The organism is Pseudomonas sp. TWI923 (assembly GCF_039673365.1).
Classification (GTDB): domain Bacteria; phylum Pseudomonadota; class Gammaproteobacteria; order Pseudomonadales; family Pseudomonadaceae; genus Aquipseudomonas; species Aquipseudomonas sichuanensis.
In genome coordinates this window covers 108,752-127,078 of record NZ_JBDJLM010000006.1, presented here as the reverse complement: position 1 = coordinate 127,078, position 18,327 = coordinate 108,752, and the positions used below count along the sequence as shown (strand labels likewise).

Annotated in this window: 17 protein-coding genes; 6 read left to right on the top strand and 11 right to left on the bottom strand. The window is 64.7% G+C overall.

Going from position 1 to position 18,327, the window contains the following annotated elements; translation table 11 throughout:
- Positions 1 to 462: 462 nt before the first annotated feature.
- A complete protein-coding gene (locus tag ABE459_RS04905) occupies positions 463 to 1,344 on the top strand; it encodes a formate/nitrite transporter family protein (protein ID WP_323833131.1) in 882 nt (293 codons plus the stop codon).
- Here ABE459_RS04905 and ABE459_RS04900 read toward each other — a convergent pair whose 3' ends face one another.
- Complete coding sequence (locus tag ABE459_RS04900; protein ID WP_323833133.1) at positions 1,345 to 2,439, bottom strand: MBL fold metallo-hydrolase; 1,095 nt, start codon at positions 2,437 to 2,439, stop codon at positions 1,345 to 1,347.
- A gap of 126 nt (positions 2,440 to 2,565) precedes the next feature.
- Between ABE459_RS04900 and ABE459_RS04895 the strand changes: the two genes are divergently transcribed.
- Positions 2,566 to 3,642 carry a diguanylate cyclase gene (locus tag ABE459_RS04895; RefSeq protein WP_125462930.1) on the top strand — a complete coding sequence of 359 codons (1,077 nt, stop codon included), beginning with the start codon at positions 2,566 to 2,568 and terminating at the stop codon, positions 3,640 to 3,642.
- Between the two features lie 51 nt (positions 3,643 to 3,693).
- Positions 3,694 to 6,276, top strand: a complete 2,583-nt coding sequence (locus ABE459_RS04890; RefSeq protein ID WP_323833135.1) for an EAL domain-containing protein — start codon at positions 3,694 to 3,696, stop codon at positions 6,274 to 6,276.
- A gap of 7 nt (positions 6,277 to 6,283) precedes the next feature.
- On the opposite strand, the gene ABE459_RS04885 is transcribed toward ABE459_RS04890, so the two are convergent.
- Positions 6,284 to 6,604 carry a DUF2025 family protein gene (locus tag ABE459_RS04885; RefSeq protein WP_323833137.1) on the bottom strand — a complete coding sequence of 107 codons (321 nt, stop codon included), beginning with the start codon at positions 6,602 to 6,604 and terminating at the stop codon, positions 6,284 to 6,286.
- Positions 6,605 to 6,708: 104 nt separating this feature from the next.
- Entirely contained in the window at positions 6,709 to 7,620 is a 912-nt protein-coding gene (locus ABE459_RS04880) for a LysR family transcriptional regulator (RefSeq protein ID WP_323833139.1), read from the bottom strand.
- A 115-nt stretch (positions 7,621 to 7,735) separates the two neighbouring features.
- Here ABE459_RS04880 and ABE459_RS04875 point away from each other — a divergent pair, with 115 nt between their 5' ends.
- Positions 7,736 to 8,494 (top strand): SDR family oxidoreductase, encoded by a 759-nt coding sequence (locus ABE459_RS04875; protein WP_323833141.1) that lies wholly within the window; start codon positions 7,736 to 7,738, stop codon positions 8,492 to 8,494.
- Here ABE459_RS04875 and ABE459_RS04870 read toward each other — a convergent pair.
- The gene (locus ABE459_RS04870; protein WP_125462925.1) at positions 8,491 to 9,270 is read right to left on the bottom strand and encodes a LysR family transcriptional regulator; all 780 of its coding nucleotides are present in this window, start codon (positions 9,268 to 9,270) and stop codon (positions 8,491 to 8,493) included. The genes ABE459_RS04875 and ABE459_RS04870 overlap by 4 nt on opposite strands.
- A 101-nt stretch (positions 9,271 to 9,371) precedes the next feature.
- Between ABE459_RS04870 and ABE459_RS04865 the strand changes: the two genes are divergently transcribed.
- The gene (locus ABE459_RS04865) at positions 9,372 to 10,100 is read left to right on the top strand and encodes an SDR family oxidoreductase (protein WP_258705841.1); all 729 of its coding nucleotides are present in this window, start codon (positions 9,372 to 9,374) and stop codon (positions 10,098 to 10,100) included.
- Between the two features lie 32 nt (positions 10,101 to 10,132).
- Here the strand turns inward: ABE459_RS04865 and ABE459_RS04860 are convergent, their stop codons facing one another.
- The 7 genes from ABE459_RS04860 to ABE459_RS04830 all read right to left on the bottom strand — a co-directional run bounded on the left by ABE459_RS04860 (position 10,133) and on the right by ABE459_RS04830 (position 15,148).
- The gene (locus ABE459_RS04860; RefSeq protein WP_125462923.1) at positions 10,133 to 11,002 is read right to left on the bottom strand and encodes an HlyD family secretion protein; all 870 of its coding nucleotides are present in this window, start codon (positions 11,000 to 11,002) and stop codon (positions 10,133 to 10,135) included.
- An 11-nt stretch (positions 11,003 to 11,013) separates the two neighbouring features.
- Positions 11,014 to 11,220: a DUF1656 domain-containing protein gene (locus ABE459_RS04855; RefSeq protein ID WP_110996401.1), complete on the bottom strand. Its 207-nt coding sequence runs from the start codon at positions 11,218 to 11,220 to the stop codon at positions 11,014 to 11,016.
- Entirely contained in the window at positions 11,207 to 13,195 is a 1,989-nt protein-coding gene (locus ABE459_RS04850) for an FUSC family protein (protein ID WP_323833143.1), read from the bottom strand. The genes ABE459_RS04855 and ABE459_RS04850 overlap by 14 nt, the downstream gene beginning before the upstream one ends.
- A gap of 321 nt (positions 13,196 to 13,516) precedes the next feature.
- Positions 13,517 to 13,633 (bottom strand): cytochrome c oxidase subunit CcoM, encoded by a 117-nt coding sequence (gene ccoM, locus ABE459_RS04845; RefSeq protein ID WP_279630498.1) that lies wholly within the window; start codon positions 13,631 to 13,633, stop codon positions 13,517 to 13,519.
- A gap of 135 nt (positions 13,634 to 13,768) precedes the next feature.
- Positions 13,769 to 13,930, bottom strand: a complete 162-nt coding sequence (locus tag ABE459_RS04840) for a hypothetical protein (protein WP_167409876.1) — start codon at positions 13,928 to 13,930, stop codon at positions 13,769 to 13,771.
- Between the two features lie 87 nt (positions 13,931 to 14,017).
- Positions 14,018 to 14,344 carry an aspartate-semialdehyde dehydrogenase gene (locus ABE459_RS04835; protein ID WP_125462921.1) on the bottom strand — a complete coding sequence of 109 codons (327 nt, stop codon included), beginning with the start codon at positions 14,342 to 14,344 and terminating at the stop codon, positions 14,018 to 14,020.
- A 108-nt stretch (positions 14,345 to 14,452) separates the two neighbouring features.
- The gene (locus ABE459_RS04830) at positions 14,453 to 15,148 is read right to left on the bottom strand and encodes a hypothetical protein (RefSeq protein ID WP_323833145.1); all 696 of its coding nucleotides are present in this window, start codon (positions 15,146 to 15,148) and stop codon (positions 14,453 to 14,455) included.
- A gap of 127 nt (positions 15,149 to 15,275) precedes the next feature.
- On the opposite strand from ABE459_RS04830, the gene rapA reads away from it, so the two are divergent.
- A complete protein-coding gene (gene rapA / locus ABE459_RS04825; RefSeq protein WP_323833147.1) occupies positions 15,276 to 18,122 on the top strand; it encodes an RNA polymerase-associated protein RapA in 2,847 nt (948 codons plus the stop codon).
- Positions 18,123 to 18,327: the final 205 nt, after the last annotated feature.

The following is an 18,327-nucleotide window of genomic DNA, read 5'->3' as shown; positions in this document are numbered from 1 at the left end:
TTTTGACTATCAGTCCGTACTCACAAGCACCCACACGAATTGCTTGATTCAATTTGTTAAAGAGCGTTTGGTTAAGAGCTTTTCGTCTCAACCGAGGCGCGCATTCTACGCTTTCCTCATTTGCTGTCAAGCGTTTATTTTGAAGTTATTTCCGAGAAACTCGTTTAGCTTCAACCGCTTAACTCGCTGCGATCTCTCGTAGCGGGAGGCGAATCATACAGCGTTACAACCTGCTGTCAACCGCCTTGTTGAAGTTATTTTCGAAGCTGCTTCATTCAAAACACCTTCAACTTCAACAGCTTACTGCTTCCCTCGCGGCGTTCAACGCTGCGAGGAGGCGAATAATACGCGCTTTGAACTCAGAGTCAACACCTTGATCTTGAAAAACTTTTGGCCAGCACCTGGCAACTATTGCCCGCCCCTTTCGCTCTGTAGATAAACCCCCTGCGGAGCCTGGCAATCATGAGCGATGCACAAAGCGACAAGACCCCTGGCCTGTCGGCGGACGAGGAACAGGAAGCAAGCCACAACCAGCCACCCCGCGCAGCAGTGCTGCACGAGATCATCCGCTCGCAGGGCGACCAGGAGCTCGAGCGCACGCTCGCCGCACTGTGGTGGTCAGCATTGGCGGCCGGTTTGACCATGGGCCTGTCATTGATGGCGATGGGCTTGTTCTACGCCCGACTGCCCGAGGGCGACAGCGCCCAGGTGATCGCCAGCCTCGGTTACAGCGCAGGCTTCCTGGCAGTAATCCTCGCCCGCCAGCAGCTGTTTACCGAAAACACCCTGACTGCCGTGCTACCGGTGATGACCACCCCTACCCTGGCCAACCTCGGCCGCCTGTTGCGGCTATGGACCATCGTCCTGCTCGGCAACCTGGCCGGCACCCTGCTGGTTGCCTGGGTGATGCTCGAACTGCCGATCTTCGACAGTAAGACCGATATTGCCTTCCTCGACGTTGGCCGCAAGGTCATGGAAAACGACCTCAGCCAGATGTTCGCCAAGGGCATCGTCTCAGGCTGGATGATCGCCACCATGGTATGGATGATCCCGTCCATGGAGCACGCCAAGATCTGGATCATCCTGATGATCACCTACCTGATGGCGCTGGGCGACTTCACCCATATAGTCGTGGGCTCGGTCGAGGTGTCCTACCTGGTCTGGGCCGGCGAAGAAACCTGGCGCACCTTTTGGCTCGATTTCGCCCTGCCCACCCTGGCCGGCAACATTATCGGCGGCAGCTTCATCTTCGCCTTGATCAGCCATGCCCAGGTACGCAGCGACAGCGGCAAGCCACCCTCGCAGCTATTAAAGAAAGAGAAACCGCCGGCAAACGAAAACTAGCTAGCGCGCAGCAACCGCCCGCTGGGCAGACTTGCCCTGCCGACGCAACGGCTGCGGTCGCCACCAGTTCTGCCCGGCGTGGGGCGAGTCGAGGCTGACCCGCTCGCCCATCTGCGGGGTACTCAGTTGCACCTGCGCGGCATTGGCCAATGCCAGGATGCGCTCGAAGGGCTCTTCCCAGGCATGGATGGAAAGGTCGAAAGTGCCATTGTGAATCGGCAGCAACCAGCGCCCTCGTAGGTCCAGGTGCGCCTGCAGGCTCTGCTCGGGCTGCATGTGTACATTGGGCCAGGCCAGGTTGTAGGCACCCGTTTCCATCAACGTCAGATCAAACGGCCCATAACGCTCACCGATTTCACGAAAACCGTCGAAATACCCGGTGTCACCGCTGAAGAACAACCGCAGCCCCTCATCGATCATCACCCAGGACGCCCACAACCGACGGTTGCTGTCGAACAGGCCGCGCCCGGAAAAGTGCTGCGCAGGCGTAGCGACAAAACGTACCCCTTCGATTTCGGCCTGCTGCCACCAGTCCAGCTGCCGCACCTTGGCCGCCGGCACGCCCCATTCGATCAGCAGGTCGCCAACGCCCAGCGGTGCGAGGAAGTGCTCGGTGCGTGGCGCAAGGCGGCGAATCGCATCTTCATCAAGATGATCGAAATGATCGTGGGAAAGGATAACCGCCGTCAGCGCCGGCAAGTCATCAAGTGCCAGGGGTGGCGCGTGGAAGCGCAAGGGCCCGGCCCACTGCACAGGTGAGGCGCGCTCGGCAAACACCGGGTCGGTAATGAAGAAGCGCCCACGCAGTTTGAGCAACACCGTGGAGTGGCCCAGTCGCCACAGGCTGTGGTCCGGAGCATCGAGCACCTGCTGGCGGGTCATGGGCTGCAGGCCTGGTGCAGTGGCCGGGCGAGTCTCGGGCGGCTTGCGCAGCAACAGGTACTTGAACCCGATACGCAGCTTCTTCCACACACCGTCCTTGGGCAGTTCGGCCTGGTTATGGAAGCGCCCGTCCAGGTGCGGTGCTGGCTCGCCAGCCGATGAAGCCATGGGGGCCATGAGCAGGAACACTCCAAGCAGCAAGAAAGCCTTCATGTTACTCCACGGGGGTCGCATCAACCGTGAATTGGCTTGCAAGGCCATTCTTAGCCCATGAATGATTGTTCAACAATATTCATACAACTTATGCGATAAACGGCGCTCATCAGAAGAAGCACAACCATGATCGACAACCGCAGCGGTAAGGGACTTTCTTTCGTCAGGCGTATCTACCTGCCGCGCATCATCGGTCTGGGTATCGGCCTGTTCAGTGTCATGGCCGCCGTCGCGCCGTTGCAGTTACCGCATTGGGCCTGGGCTTTGCTGCTGTTCAACGGTATCGCCTGGCCGCACCTGGCGTACCAGTGGGCACGTCGCTCGGCCACCCCCTACCAGGCCGAACAACGCAACCTTGTGCTCGACTCGATGATGGGTGGCTTCTGGACCGCAGCCATGCAGTTCAACCCCCTGCCCAGCGTCACCATCCTGTCGATGATGACCATGAACAACGTCGCCGCCGGGGGCAAGCGCATGCTGCTGCGCGGCCTGCTGGCCCAGGCCGGCGGCATGGTGCTGGCCAGCGCCCTGCTCGGCACCGGCCTGCAGACGCAGGCCACCCCCTTGCAGGTCCTGGCCTGCCTGCCGATGCTCACCCTCTATCCGCTGGCATTGGGCTGGGTCTGCTACCAACTGGCGATCAAGCTGGCCGAGCACAAGCGCCGGCTCAGCGCCCTGAGCCGCACCGACAGCCTCACCGGCCTGCTCAACCACGGCTCATGGAAGGACCTGCTGCTGCTCAGGTTCCAGGCCTGCCAGCAGCAACAGTTGCCTGCCGTGATCGCCCTGATCGACATCGACCACTTCAAGGCCATCAACGACACCTACGGCCACGTGGTCGGCGACTGCGTGCTGCGCCAGCTCAGCGAGGCGCTCACGCGCAACCTGCGCGACGACGACCAGGCCGGGCGCTATGGTGGCGACGAGTTCTGCGTGATCCTCCCCGGCGCTCAGCAGGCCCAGGCCTGCCAGGCCATGGAACGCCTGCGCGAACAGGTCGCGGCCTACCGCAACCCGCAGCTTCCGGACCTGCGCATCAGCCTGAGCATCGGCCTGTCGGCCTTCCACCCTGGCCTGCACACACCCGAGCACTGGCTGCAGGAAGCCGACCAAGCGCTTTACGCCGCCAAGCATCAGGGCCGCGACCAGGTCAATTTCGCCCGCGGCGAAGTCACGCCGCTCAGGCTGGCCTATCCTGACTGAACCTTCCTCCAGCCCCTGGGCGAAGGCTGCAGTTCAAGGAGCCGAACGCGCATGGACAGGAATGTCGACCGCTCTGCCACCCGCCTCACCTCTCATCTGCAGGTACGCCGCCTGGTCGGCGGTTTCTGCGCCCTGTTCGGCCTCGCCTGCCTGATAGCCCTTGGCGCCCTGTTCAACATTGCCGCCACCCTGGACCGCCAGGAGCAGGAGCGCAGCAGCTTCCACGCCACCCAGGCACTGGAGCAAAGGCTGCTGGCCTCACGCCAGTTCCTCTCCAGTTACGCGGTATGGGATGCCGCCTACGAGCACCTGGCCGGCAAAGTCGACTGGCAATGGGCCTATGAAGAGAAGAACGTCGGCGAATCGCTGTACAGCGCCAGCGGCTACGAAGGAGTGTTCGTGGTCGAGGATGGCGGCACCACCTACGCCCTGTTCAAGGGCAAACCCACCGACTCACCCGCCACCGCCTACCTGGACGCGCCGCTCGCGCCGATCCTCGCACAAGCGCGCAGCGCAGCGCCGGCCCGTGAACAGATCACCCGTTTCGTGCGCTTCAACGGCTGGCCGGCGGTGCTCAGCGCCGCCGCAGTACGCCCAGACAAGGACGTGCTCGAAGGCGACGTGCGCCAGGCACCGGTGATGCTGTTCATCGACCAGTTGACCGAGGCCAAGCTCACCCAGCTTGGCGAGGGCGCCGGCCTGGCCGGCATGCGCCTGGAGAAAAATATCGCAGGCGCCCGTCAAAAGCCGCACATCGACCTTGCCGACACCGGCTATCACCTGGCCTGGAACAGCCCACAACCCGGCCGCCAGTTGCTCTGGGCCTTCCTGCCACCGCTGCTTGGCGTGCTGCTGGTGATGGGCGTGGTGCTGCTGTACCTGTTCCGCCACGCCTTGCACAGCTCCCGTGCCATCGACCAGAGCCTGTTGCGCCTGCAACAGAGCAACCAGGCACTGGAAGCCAGCGAACAGCGTTTTCGCGCCGTCGCCGAAGCCGCATCCGACTGGATCTGGGAAACCGACCGACATCACCGCCTGACTTATCTGTCACAACGCTTCGTCAATGTCACCGGCTACCGCATCGAAGACTGGCTCGGCCAGCCCCTCAACCAACTGCTTTCATGCGACACCACCCCCCTGCTGCCCTGGCTCGACACCCAGACCGACAGCGACCCGCAGCAAATGGCCAACCTGCGCTGCACCTACTACGACCCCAACGGGCAAAGCCGCTATTGCCGGATCTCGGCGCGCTCGATCCTGTTCGACGGCCGCCTCGCCGGCTTTCGCGGCACCGCCAGCGACATCACCGACGAAGTCGCCGCCCATGCACGCATCCAGCACCTGTCGATGCATGACGCTCTCACCGGCCTGGCCAACCGCAACAAGCTCTCGCGCCACCTGGAGCAGGCCCTGCTGCGTGGCAATGACAGCCCTCCCCTGACTCTGCTGCTGCTCGACCTGGACAGTTTCAAGCTGATCAACGACTCCCTGGGCCATGCCGCTGGTGATGCGGTACTGCAGGAAGTCGCCGCGCGCTTGCGCGATGCCACCCGCGATGACGACCTGGTGGCCCGCCTGGGCGGTGACGAGTTCGTCCTAGTGCTGCATGGCCTGGACAACCGCAACGAAATCGACCGCTTCTGCGCACGCCTGATCGAGCGCCTGCAGCAACCGATCCTGTTCGACGACCAGCCCTTGCACATCGGCGCCAGCCTGGGCATCGCCCAGACGCGCGCCCAGGGCTTCGATGCCGGCGAGCTGATCCGTTGCGCCGACATAGCCCTGTACCAGGCCAAGGCCGACGGCAAGAACACCTGGCGCTACTTCTCGCCAGAAATGAACCAGCAGATCCAGTACCGTCGCCAACTGGAGAACGACCTGCGACGCGCCATCAAACAGCACGAATTCGTGTTGCACTACCAGCCACGCTATCGCCTGGACGACCTGCGCATTGTCTCGGTCGAGGCGCTGCTGCGCTGGCAGCATCCCCAGGAAGGCCTGCTCGGCCCCGACACCTTCATCCCCTTGGCCGAACAGAGCGACCTGATCGTCCCGCTTGGCCGCTGGGTGCTTGGCGAAGCCTGCCTGGCCGCCCGCGACTGGCCCGACGAACTGCTGGTATCGGTCAACCTGTCCCCGGCACAGTTCTCCCGTAGTGACGTGGTGGCCGATGTGCGCGAAGCCTTGCTGCAAACCGGTTTCCCGGCCCAGCGCCTGGAGCTGGAGATCACCGAGAACGTCATGCTCAACGACATCGAAGGCGCCCTGGGCACCATGCTCGCCCTCAAGGAGCTGGGCGTGCGCCTGAACATGGACGACTTCGGCACCGGCTACTCATCGCTGGGCTACCTGCGCACCTACCCCTTCGACAGCATCAAGATCGACAAACGCTTCATCGCCGGCCTGAACAACCAGAGCGGCAATGACCGGGCCGTGGTCCAGGCGATCATCAACCTGGGCAAGGCCATGGGCCTGACCGTCACCGCCGAAGGCGTGGAAACCGAGCAGCAGCTCAAGGCGCTGGGCAAGGACCGCTGCCATGAGGTGCAGGGCTACTACCTGAGCCGCCCGGTGGACCGTGAAGGCTTCGAGGCGCTGCTGGCAGGGCATGAGCAGCGCCACGATGCCGGCTGAGGCGGGCTCAGCGCAGGCGCCGATCGGCAACGATTTCCGGCAGGTCGGTGCGCCGCAGGTACAGGCGCAGCGGCTCGCCGATATTCAGCCGGTCATCCACATGCTGCTCGAGCAGCAACGCCAGGCGCTCGCGGCACAAGGCCATGCGCTGCTCGGCTTCGGGCCGCCAGACGAACTCACTGCAAGGGGTGATGCTGTCGTCGGCCACGTCCATGCCGAAGGCGTCTTCAGAGAAGCGCACGATATGGGTGCCGCGCTTACCGTGGTAACCGACGAAGCCCTTGAGCTGATCGGCGGCGTTGCAGATGTCCTGGGAACTGATGGCCATGACGTAACCTCACAAAAAATTCGGAAGTGACGCACGCCGGGCGGGAACGGTTGCCTCTGGCGGGCAACGCGCGGATGCCAGCCTACCGCAAATGCCAAGGATTTTCAGCCCGGCGGCGAATCAACCTGCGACGCCAGCAACACCGCCAGCCAATTCATGAACGCCTGGACCCGCCGCGGCACATGGCGCTGCCGCGCATACAGCAGCGACACCGGCATGGCCGGTGCCTGCCACTGCTCGAGCAACGCGACCAGCTCGCCACGCTGCAGGTGCTCGGCAACACCCACCGCCGGCACCTGGATCAGCCCGAGGCCCGCCAGGCAGGCGGCGGAATAGGCCTCGGCGTTGTTGACCGTAACCACTCCGGCCATGGCCTGGAAGCGCAGCTCGCCGTCGTGCAGGTACTCGAAGCCCTGGCTGCGCGCCCCAAGGCTGCGCACGTAGTGGACCAGCCGGTGCCCCGCCAGGTCTTCGAGCCTGCGCGGCACGCCGTGGCGTTCGAGATAGGCGGGGCTGGCGCAGTTGCGCATGCTCAACTGCCCCACCGGCCGGGCGACCACGTCCAGGTCGCTCAAGGCACCGATGCGCATCACGCAATCAAAGCCCTCGCGCAGCAGATCCACCTGGCGGTCGGTACAACTGATCTCCACTTCAAGCCGTGGATAGCGCTCGAGGAACTGTGGCAATGCCGGCACGATGACCCGCCGCGCCATCATGGTCGGCAAGTCGATGCGCAGGCAGCCGGCAAGCTCGGCATCGTCGGCGCGGAACAGGCTCTCGATCTCGTCCATCCCCGACAGCAAGTCCTTGCTGCGCTCGTACAGCAGCACCCCATCCTGGGTGGCCTGCACCCGGCGTGTGGTGCGGTTGAACAAGCGCGTGCCGAGCAGTTGCTCCAACGCCCGCACCTGCTCGGAGACGGTCGAACGCGGCAGCCCCAGGCTGTCGCCGGCCAGGGTGAAGCTGCTCAGCTCGCTGACCCGAACGAATGTGCGCAAGAGCTCCAGCTTGTTCATCCGCCACCTCATTTGTCCTGAAAAGACGAACAGTATTTCCGGTTTCGCTGGATTTAACAGCCATCGACCGATCAATAACCTGTCCGTAACAGCCATCGCCCATGAGGTAACCGACATGACTCGCAAGATTGCCCTGATCACTGGCGCCAGCCGCGGCCTGGGCCGCAACACTGCCCAACACCTGGCCGCCCGCGGCATCGACATCATCGGCACTTACCACAGCAAGGCCGACGAGGCCCAGGCCGTGGCCGCCACTCTGCAAGCGGCCGGTGTACGCGCCGCCATGCTGCAACTGGATGTCAGTGACAGTTCGAGCTTCGCCGCCTTCGTCGAGCGCTTGGGCGACGCCCTGCAGCAGCAATTCGGCAGCCGGCAGCTGGACTTTCTGGTGAACAACGCCGGAATCGGCTTGAACGTCCCGTTCAGCGACACCAGCGAAGCACAGTTCGACCAGCTGCTGAATATCCAGCTCAAGGGCCCGTTCTTCCTGACCCAGCGCTTGCTGCCGTTGCTCGCCGATGGCGGGCGCATCGTCAACATCTCCACCGGCCTGACCCGCTTCGCCCTTCCCGGCTATGCCGCCTATGCGGCGATGAAAGGTGCGATGGAAGTGCTGACCCGCTACCAGGCCAAGGAACTGGGTGCCCGCGGCATCCGCGTCAACATTCTTGCCCCGGGCGCCATCGAGACCGATTTCGGCGGTGGCGTGGTGCGCGACAACCCTCAGGTCAACGACTTCATCGCGGGCAACACCGCCCTGGGGCGGGTCGGAATGCCCGACGACATCGGCGCGGCCGTCGCTTTGCTGCTCGAAGACGGCAACGGCTGGATCACCGGGCAACGCCTGGAAGTTTCCGGCGGTATGTTTCTCTAACTACCACCCAGTGCCTGGTGCAGGCTGGCCAGTGCCGGCAGCGCCAGGGCCTCGCGGGTCAGGCACAGCCCGATCCGGCGGCGCAGCGCCAGCCCGGGGCCTGGCTGCCAATACACCCCAGGGTGGCGCTCGGCCAACGACTGCGGCAGCCACGCCGTGCCCAGGCCGGCCGCCACCATGGCCAGTGCCTGTTGCAGCGAAGCGGCCTGCCCCACCTGCTCACCTTCGCCATAAGCGGCCATCAGGCGTTGGTGAGAGGGGTGCTGCGGGCAACTGATCCAACGCCCATCCGGTTGGCTACCGGTGGCCGACACCAGCACGAAAGCCTCCTCCCACAGCGGCAGGAACAACTCATCCTCGCAGCGCTGCTCCTCGTCGGCCAGCCGCGCATCGCCGGCGCAGCCTTCGAGCAAAGTCAGTTGCAGCCGCTCCACCGCCTGGTTGGCCAGGCGCACACAAGCCTCGACCTGGGCCGGCGCGATATCCGCCTCGATCCCCAGCGTCAGCGGCACCTGTTCACGCCCCTGGCGAAAACGCAGGCGCAGGGCGTCGGCCTCGGCCACCATGCGACAGGCCTGGGCATAGAGTGCACGGGCCTGCTCGGTGACTTCGACGCCACGGGCCTGGCGCACGAACAGCTCGGCCCCCAGGTCCTCCTCCAACTGGCGAATGGTCACCGACAGCGTGGGCTGGGCCACACACAGGCGCTGGGCGGCCATGGTGATGTTGCGCTCTTCGAACACCGCGATGAACGCTTTGAGATGACGAATATCCATAGTTGAAACCGATGCCAGCCAAAGAAAAAAGCCGTTTTTCAAGGTTTGCAGCACTACCTAGAATTTCGACCATCGAAAACGATTATGCCTCGGAGGCCATCATGCACAAGCCCCTCATCATCATCACCGGCGCCAGTTCCGGCATCGGCGCGGCCACTGCCCGCCTGTTCGCTGCCGCCGGCCACCCGCTGCTGCTGATCGCCCGGCGCCTGGAGCGCTTGCAGGCGCTGGCACTGCCCAACTGCCTGTGCCGCGCCGTGGATATCCGCGACCGCGCGGCGCTGGTTGCCGCCGTACAAGAGGCCGAAGCCCTGCATGGCCCAGCCGATGCGCTGGTGAACAATGCCGGGGTGATGCTGCTGGGGCAAATGCACGATCAGGACCCGGAGCAGTGGGAGCGCATGTTCGACATCAACGTCAAAGGCCTGCTCAACGGCGTGCATGCGCTGGTCGGCGGCATGCGTGAGCGTCGGCACGGCACCTTGATCAACGTCAGCTCCGTGGCCGGGCGCAAGACCTTCCCCAACCATGTGGCCTATGTCGGCAGCAAGTTTGCCGTACATGGCCTGTCGGAGAACCTGCGCGAAGAACTGGCGCCGCACAACGTGCGGGTGGTGACCATCGCCCCGGGCGCGGTGGAAACCGAGCTGCTCGGGCATACCACCGATGAGGGCATCAAGCGCGATTACCAGGCATGGAAAGCCAACGACATGGGCGGCGTGGTGCTGGCAGCGGAGGATGTGGCGGGCGCGATCCTCTGGGCGTACCAGCAGCCGCAGCAGGTGTGCATTCGCGAGATCGTGCTGGCAGCGACCGCGCAGCAGCCTTGATGCAAGCAGCCCCGCGATGGCTGCCGATGCGTTTACCGCTCGACCTGATCCTCACGCACCTGCACGCTTGCGGTCATCCCTGCACTCAGGTTCACCCCCTCGGGGATTTGGTCCAGCTGTATCCGCACCGGGATACGCTGCGCCAACCTCACCCAGTTGAAGGTCGGCTCCACCTCCGGCAGCAATTGCCCGTCAGGCGTCGAGTTGCGGTCGGTGATGCCGCGGCTGATGCTCTGCACATGCCCGTTCATCGCCTCACCCGCCCCCATCAGCCACACCTTGACCGGGTCGCCGACGCGAATGCGCGGCAGCTTGGTCTCTTCGAAGTACGCCTGGATATAGAAAGTGGCATCGTCCACCAGCGCCATCACCGATTGCCCGGTAGTGACGAAGTTCCCCTGGGCCAGGCGCAGGTTGGTGATGTGCCCGCTGCGCGGCGCGCGCACTTCGCTGCGGGCCAGGTTGATCTTCGCCACCTTCAGCTGGGCCTCGGCCTCGTGCAGCTCGCCCCGGGCAACGGCCGCATTGATCTGGGCGTTCTCGCGCAGCTCGGCGCTGATCGCTTCCGGCCCCAGGGCCGTGCGGCGCGCCGCTTCGCGCTCACGCAGGCGCACTTGCTGGGTACGGGTCTCGACCACCGCAGAGGCCTGGTCGAAGGCAGCCTGGAAGCGCTCGCGGTCGATGGTCATCAGCAGGTCACCGGCCTTGACCTGCTGGTTATCCTGCACCTTCAGCGCACTCACCCAACCGGACACATCAGGGGCAATCACCACCACATCGGCGCGCACCCGGGCATCCCGGGTCCAGGGTGTGAGCATGTAGTACTGCCAGAGCTTGAAGCCTGCGAAGACGGCGAGGATTACCACACACAAGGTGACCAGGGCACGTACGGCTGTACGCATGAACTTACTCCTTAAAGTGGACCTAGCGAACGCACCACCAGGTACAGGACACAAACGAACAATGCCGTATCGAACAGCGCCTCGTGCCAGATCCAGCGCCCCAGCGGCGTGGCCTGCACAACAAAGCGCAGCAGCCCGGTCAGCAGCAGCGCAAGCACTACATAAATCAGAAACGGGCTGAGCAGCACGCCACCCAGCGCCCATTCACGCAGCCCCATGGGCGTCCTCCTGCCAACGGCACCATTTGCCCCAGCTCTTGCGCAACTGCAGTACCGCGCCCTCGGCCAGGCGCAGCGCATCGCTGGGCGGTTGACCCTGCAGGGCCTCGATGAATTGTGCGCTGGCAGCATCCAGGCGCGCGCCACGGCCCGGCGCCGGGCCGCTCGCCAGTACCGCCTCAAGCTCCTGCAGATACTGGCGCTCGGCGTTGGCCAAGGGCGCCTGGACCACGGCCAGGCACATGCGCAGGTGCACCAGTTCGTCGCCGATATCCAGGCTGTGCAGGCCCTCGTCCCAACGCTGGCGCTCGGTCTGGGGCAACTCGCTGGCATGCCGCGCCAGCTGCATCAGGCGGTCGGCCATGCGCCCGCCAAACCAACTGTCGGCACCGCGCAGGTCGCGCCGGGTCAGGCGCACCAGGTCGGCCTGGGTGGCCGCACGCAAGCGCCGGCCCAGCCAGGCCGGGTGACGCAGCACCAGCAGGCGGAACGCCAGTACCGCGGCGCTCACGCCTATCAGCATGGCCAGCGCACTGTTGAGCATGCTCGCCACATCGAAATGCATGGCATTGAGCGGCGCCACCAGCACGATGAAGTGCAGGCAATAGGACGTGGCGGTAGCGCCGGTGCGCGGATGGGCCATGCCCAATGCGCCAAGGAACAGCGGTACGCCCATGCCCAGGCAGAGCATGGCGAAGCTGCTCCACTGCGGCAGCAGGATCTGCCCGACCAGGAACGCCGCCGGCACCGCCAGCAAGATCCCACGCAAGAAGCTCAGGCCGATCTGCGCGCCGTTCTCGCGGCTGGCGAACAGGCTGCAGACCACACAAGTCAACACCAGCCCGCCCGGCGCCGAGGGCCAGGCGGTGGCCAGCCAGAAACTGCTCATCACCAGGAACGCCAGGGCACTGCGCGAGCCGAACAGCAGGGCCAGGGACAGGTCGCGGTGCGCCGCCAGGCTTTGCACCTGCTCTTTCGGTGCCCGGCCCTGCTCCACATCGGCGAGCGCCTGGGTAGCCGCCATGGCGTAGTCCAGCAGCAACGCCAGGCGTGCCAGGCAGTAATGCTCGGCGGAGCTGATCCGCGTGTCCTGGGCGGCATCCCACACCCGTTGGCGCAACACCAGCAGGCTGGCCTGTTCGGGGCTGGCCAGCAGCGTGCGCACCTCATCCAGCCATGGCGCCAGGTGTCCGGCCTCAAGTTCATCGAGCTGGCGCCACTGCCGGCGCACCGAGCGCGAGATGCGCAGCAACACCATCAGCTTCTGGCTCAGCCCCTGGATCGCCTTGGCCCGCTGGCGACCGACGCTGCCTTCGAACCAGGCATGCTCGCGCTGGGCGTCGATCGCCACGATGCGCCCGAGGCTTTCCAGCAGCCCTTTGCGCGCTTCATCCTCACCGCCCAGCATGGCGCTGGCCGCCTGCAGCCCGTTGTGCCAGGCCTGCCGCGCCTGGCCTGCGAGTTGCTGCTCGACACGCATGGGCCAGATCAGCGCACTGCTGGCGGTGGCGCAACAGATGCCCAGGCAGATCTCGGTACAACGCGCCACCGCCTGGTCGAACACCTGCAGCGGGTGGTCGATCGCCGGCAGCGCAATGATCGCCACGGTGTAGCCGGCCAGCACGAAGGCATAGGCCCAGGCGCTGCGCAGCTGGGTCGAAGCGGCGGTACACAGGGCCAGCCACAGCGCCAGCGTCAGCAGGAACAGCCAGGGCGTCTGGGCGAACATGCCGATGAACACCACCGACATGAAGGTACCGACCAGCGTGCCGGCCAACCGTGCCAGGCCCTTCTGGATCACCATCCCCGACAGCGGCTGGGCGACGATGAACGCAGTCATCAACGCCCAGGCCGGCTGCTCCAGGCCCCAGCGCATCGCCAGCCACAACGCCAGGCCACCGCCAAGCAGGGTCTTGATGGCGAACTTGAGCGCGAGGCTGCTGGGGGCAAACAGGGCCTGGAAGGTGATGGGCACGAATCGGACCTTGCGGGAGCAGACGGTATGAGAAGAACGATAGACAACTGGGGGAAGGATAAAGCGCAGACGATTAATTAGCTAGCTAATCATCTAGATGGATTGCTCGCCCCTGTAGGAGCGGCCTTGTGTCGCGAACGGGCCGCAAAGCGGCCCCGGCGATCTTTGCCACCGACGAGAATTTGGGGCCGCTACGCGCCCCGATCGCGACACAAGGCCGCTCCTACACGAAGGTTGGCCATTGAGCCAAGAATCCGAGGCAAAAAAAATGGGCGACCGAAGTCGCCCTAAATGCCTTGCGTGCTCGTGAATCGGGAAGGATCAGCGCTGCTTGCGCTTGTTCGCATCCTTCCAGATGAAAATGCCCAGACCGGCAAAGAAGGCCAACATCAGCCCGACCGTCACCACACCGGCGATAACCACGTTGTCGAAGAACATGTCGACCCCTCCCTTGGTGTGCCGTCATCCGATGAGTGCACAGTAACCAAAGGCAGGCGAGGGGAAATTGACCAGAGTCAATGGTGCCCGGGGCCGGGCACGCGAGGCGGGTGCAGGGTTGACCTGCATCAAGTTTCAGCGCTTCTTGGGTTTGCCCTTGGGCTTCTTCTTTTTCCCAGAGGCCAGCGGCATGGCCTGCTCGAAGGCCTGGCGCATGTCGTTCAGGCGCTTGTCTTTGAGGTCATGGATTCGTTTGGCGCGTTCAGCGCCGAAGTCGATCAGGTTGTCTTGGCTCATGGCGGGCTCGACGGGCAGCAGAGGCACTCATGATGAAGGCAAGCATGAGCGCTGACTAGGTTTTGCAGCAAAAGACCTGGGTGTGCTTCAGACCTCGATGTCCACCAGCAGCCCCTGGCGTGTACGTTCGCCCAGCGGCGCCACGGGCACGGTGTTGTCGGCGTTGAGTTCCTCGCCGGGCACGACCACAAGCTGCTCTGCGTCCCCCTGGTTGCGCTGTTGCTGCTGGCGCCGTTGTTCTTCGCGCAACAGCAGGGCGCGCTCGGCCGGGTCGCGATGATGCTTGAGGTCGATGGCCCCTTCGCCGGCGGCCGGTTGTGTCGGCACCACCGGCGGGATGGCCGGCGGCGGCTTGACCGGGTCCTGTTGCGAGGTCACCGGGGCGGCGCTGAGCGGAATGATGGGCGGCAGCATGGAATGTTCTCCTGTAGCCACTGTGTCGGCCGGCGCTACGCCGCCTTGAACGCCTGTGGGCAAAGGTGAGCGGCGCATCACAACGCCGCACGGGCCTGGGGGCTGCTGTTATTGATCGTCGCCGTCGGGGTCGTCGTCCGGTGGCGCGCTGGTTTCGCTCCATGGCCGCTTGTAGACCTGCTGCCAGACCGCGTCCATATGCTCGCGCAGCACCTGCGGGGCGTTTTTCAGCGAGGCACTGTCTTCGCGCTCGCCGCCGAAGGGTTCTTCTCCGGCCGGGGTAATCAGCGACTGGCCGGTAATGCTGTACACCGCCTGGCCTTCGCGCATCTCGATGGCGATATCGTGCGGGTCGATGCCACCACCGCAGAACGCGTGGCTGGCCACGGTCACTTCGGCGACGCCGTCCTTGTTCAGGTCGCTGACGTCACTGACATCGGTATAGAAGTCGACATCCAGGTCCAGACCGGCGCAGGTGGTTTCCTGCTCGATCTGCCAGCGCAGCTTGAACACCTCGGCGCTGGCGGCACGGCCATACAGCGTGGCCTTGAGCACCACCTTATCGACCTCCTCCTCGGTATCCGGGTCGCTGGCCTGGCCGTCGACCCGGCTCAGCACCAGCAGGCCTTCGCCCTCGCGGTCATGGAAATGCACGCTCTTGATCGGGGTCTGCACGCCCAGCACTTCCAACTGCTCGACTGGAATCGGCGGCAATACTTCGAAGGTTTTCTGTTCACAGGCGGCCAGCAGCGTGAAGCTGCCAATGGCCAGGGAGAGGTTCAACCAGCGGTGCTTGGCAGCCATGTTGGCGCTTGGCCCTCGTGACGGGACGGTGTTCGTCGATGAAAGCGCTAGACTCTTCACATTCATTGGTCTGGCGCAGCCGATCCGTTAACATACTCGGCTTTTTCATCGCGGGAGTTCAGGCAGTATGGCGCAGCAGTATCAACCGGGGCAACGCTGGATCAGCGACAGCGAAGCAGAGCTCGGACTTGGGACCATCCTGGCCGAGGATGGTCGCTTGTTGACCGTGCTCTACCCGGCGACGGGGGAAACCCGCCAGTACTCGCTACGCAACGCGCCGCTGACCCGCGTGCGCTTCTCGCCAGGCGACCAGATCATCCACTTCGAAGGCTGGAAGCTGACCGTGCGCGAAGTCGAGGTCATCGACGGCCTGCTGATCTATCACGGCATCGACGCCCAGAACCAGGCACATGTGCTGCCCGAGACACAGCTGTCGAATTTCATCCAGTTCCGCCTGGCCAGTGACCGCCTGTTCGCCGGCCAGATCGACCCGCTGTCGTGGTTCTCCCTGCGCTACAACACCCTGCAGCACACCAGCAAACAGATGCTGTCGTCGCTGTGGGGCCTGGGCGGCGTGCGCGCCCAACCCATCGCCCACCAGTTGCACATCGCCCGCGAAGTGGCTGACCGTATCGCCCCGCGCGTGCTGCTGGCCGACGAAGTAGGCCTGGGCAAGACCATCGAAGCGGGCCTGGTGATCCACCGCCAGCTGTTGTCCGGCCGCGCCAACCGGGTGCTGATCCTGGTACCGGAGAACCTCCAGCACCAGTGGCTGGTGGAAATGCGCCGCCGCTTCAACCTGCAGGTCGCACTGTTCGACGCCGAGCGCTTCATCGAAAGCGATGCCACCAACCCGTTCGAAGACGCCCAACTGGCGCTGGTCGCCCTGGAATGGCTGGTCGACGATGAAAAGGCCCAGGACGCGCTGTTCGCCGCCGGTTGGGACCTGATGGTGGTCGACGAGGCTCACCACCTGGTCTGGCACGAAGAACAGGCCAGCGCCGAATATGCCCTGGTCGAGCAACTGGCCGAGGTCGTCCCGGCCGTGCTGCTGCTTACCGCCACCCCTGAACAACTCGGCCAGGACAGCCACTTCGCCCGCCTGCGCCTGCTCGACCCCAACCGTTTCCACGACCTGGCCGCGTTCCGCGCCGAGAGCGAAAACTATCGCCCGGTGGCGGAGGCAGTGCAGGAGCTGCTTGACGAAGGCCGCCTGTCGCCGAAAGCCCATGCCACCATCCAGGGTTTCCTGGGGGCCGAGGGTGAAGCCCTGCTGGCCGCCGTTACCGATGGCGACAGCCAGGCCAGCGCGCGCCTGATCCGCGAGCTGCTCGACCGCCACGGCACCGGCCGCGTACTGTTCCGCAACACCCGCGCGGCGATCCAGGGTTTCCCCGAGCGCCAGTTGCACCCCTACCCGCTGGCCAACCCCGAGCCGTATGCCGCGCTGCCATCCGGCGAGCGTGCCGAGCTGTACCCGGAAGTGGCCTTCCAGGCCCAGGGCGAGGCCGGCGACGACGAGCGCTGGTGGCGCTTCGACCCGCGCGTCGACTGGTTGATCGACACCCTGAAGATGCTCAAGCGCACCAAGGTCCTGGTGATCTGCGCCCACGCCGAAACCGCCATGGACCTGGAAGACGCCCTGCGCGTGCGCTCCGGCATCCCGGCCACGGTTTTCCACGAAGGCATGAGCATCCTCGAGCGCGACCGCGCCGCCGCCTACTTCGCCGACGAAGAGTTCGGCGCCCAGGTGCTGATCTGCTCCGAGATCGGCAGTGAAGGCCGCAACTTCCAGTTCGCCCACCACCTGGTGATGTTCGACCTGCCGGCGCACCCGGACCTGCTCGAGCAACGCATCGGCCGCCTCGACCGGATCGGCCAGAAGCACACCATCGAACTGCACATCCCGTACCTGCAGGACAGCCCGCAAGAGCGCCTGTTCCAGTGGTACCACGAAGGCCTCAACGCCTTCCTCAACACCTGCCCGACCGGCAACGCCCTGCAGCACCAGTTCGGCCCGCGCCTGCTGGCGCAACTGGCCGGTGGCGACGACAAGGGCTGGACCAAGCTGGTCGGCGAAGCCCGCGCCGAGCGCGAGCGCCTGGAAGCCGAGCTGCACACCGGCCGCGACCGTCTGCTGGAGCTCAACTCCGGCGGTGCCGGCGAAGGCCAGGCGCTGGTCGAGGCGATCCTCGAGCAGGACGACCAGTTCGCCCTGCCGATCTACATGGAAACCCTGTTCGACGCCTTCGGCATCGACAGCGAAGACCATTCCGAGAACGCCCTGGTGCTCAAGCCGAGCGAGAAAATGCTCGACGCCAGCTTCCCACTGGGCGACGACGAGGGCGTGACCATCACCTACGACCGCGCCCAGGCGCTGTCGCGCGAGGACATGCAGTTCCTCACCTGGGAGCATCCGATGGTGCAGGGCGGCATGGACCTGGTGCTGTCCGGCTCGATGGGCAACACCGCCGTGGCGCTGATCAAGAACAAGGCGCTCAAGCCCGGCACCGTGCTGCTCGAGCTGCTCTACGTCAGCGAAGTGGTCGCCCCGCGCAGCCTGCAGATGGGCCGCTACCTGCCACCGGCGGCGCTGCGCTGCCTGCTCGACGCCAATGGCAACGACCTGGCCCCGCGCGTGGCCTTCGAAACCCTCAACGACCAGCTTGAAAGCGTGCCCAAGGCCAGCGCCAACAAGTTCGTCCAGGCCCAGCGCGATGTCCTGGCCAAGCGCATCAGCGCGGGTGAAGCCAAGGTCATTCCGGTCCATGAGGAGCGGGTTGCCCAGGCACAGCAACGTCTGGCCGCCGAGGCTGACGAAGAGCTGGCGCGCCTGACAGCGCTCAAGGCCGTCAACCCGAGCGTGCGCGACAGCGAAATCGACGCCCTGCGCCAGCAGCGCGAAGACGGCATGGCCGCGCTGAACAAGGCTGCCTTGCGCCTGGAGGCCATCCGGGTACTGGTCGCCGGCTGAACTCCATAGAGGTCACCGCGGGGCAAGTCGCATCGGCGCACCGCCGCTCCCACGTGGGAGCGGCGGTGCGCCGATGCGACTTGCCCCGCGATCGTTTCAGCCTTCGTTATCTATTTAGATCTTCCAGCTATCACCTTCATATCCAAATGGTAGAGATCAAAGTGCCATTAATCAGGAAGGCTTAAATACAGCTTCCTATACTCCA

Coding starts and splice junctions, on each gene's coding strand:
- ABE459_RS04905 (WP_323833131.1), top strand. CDS start 463: ATGAGCGATGCACAAAGCGACAAGACCCCTGGCCTGTCGGCGGACGAG.
- ABE459_RS04900 (WP_323833133.1), bottom strand. CDS start 2,439: ATGAAGGCTTTCTTGCTGCTTGGAGTGTTCCTGCTCATGGCCCCCATG.
- ABE459_RS04895 (WP_125462930.1), top strand. CDS start 2,566: ATGATCGACAACCGCAGCGGTAAGGGACTTTCTTTCGTCAGGCGTATC.
- ABE459_RS04890 (WP_323833135.1), top strand. CDS start 3,694: ATGGACAGGAATGTCGACCGCTCTGCCACCCGCCTCACCTCTCATCTG.
- ABE459_RS04885 (WP_323833137.1), bottom strand. CDS start 6,604: ATGGCCATCAGTTCCCAGGACATCTGCAACGCCGCCGATCAGCTCAAG.
- ABE459_RS04880 (WP_323833139.1), bottom strand. CDS start 7,620: ATGAACAAGCTGGAGCTCTTGCGCACATTCGTTCGGGTCAGCGAGCTG.
- ABE459_RS04875 (WP_323833141.1), top strand. CDS start 7,736: ATGACTCGCAAGATTGCCCTGATCACTGGCGCCAGCCGCGGCCTGGGC.
- ABE459_RS04870 (WP_125462925.1), bottom strand. CDS start 9,270: ATGGATATTCGTCATCTCAAAGCGTTCATCGCGGTGTTCGAAGAGCGC.
- ABE459_RS04865 (WP_258705841.1), top strand. CDS start 9,372: ATGCACAAGCCCCTCATCATCATCACCGGCGCCAGTTCCGGCATCGGC.
- ABE459_RS04860 (WP_125462923.1), bottom strand. CDS start 11,002: ATGCGTACAGCCGTACGTGCCCTGGTCACCTTGTGTGTGGTAATCCTC.
- ABE459_RS04855 (WP_110996401.1), bottom strand. CDS start 11,220: ATGGGGCTGCGTGAATGGGCGCTGGGTGGCGTGCTGCTCAGCCCGTTT.
- ccoM (WP_279630498.1), bottom strand. CDS start 13,633: ATGTTCTTCGACAACGTGGTTATCGCCGGTGTGGTGACGGTCGGGCTG.
- ABE459_RS04840 (WP_167409876.1), bottom strand. CDS start 13,930: ATGAGCCAAGACAACCTGATCGACTTCGGCGCTGAACGCGCCAAACGA.
- ABE459_RS04835 (WP_125462921.1), bottom strand. CDS start 14,344: ATGCTGCCGCCCATCATTCCGCTCAGCGCCGCCCCGGTGACCTCGCAA.
- ABE459_RS04830 (WP_323833145.1), bottom strand. CDS start 15,148: ATGGCTGCCAAGCACCGCTGGTTGAACCTCTCCCTGGCCATTGGCAGC.
- rapA (WP_323833147.1), top strand. CDS start 15,276: ATGGCGCAGCAGTATCAACCGGGGCAACGCTGGATCAGCGACAGCGAA.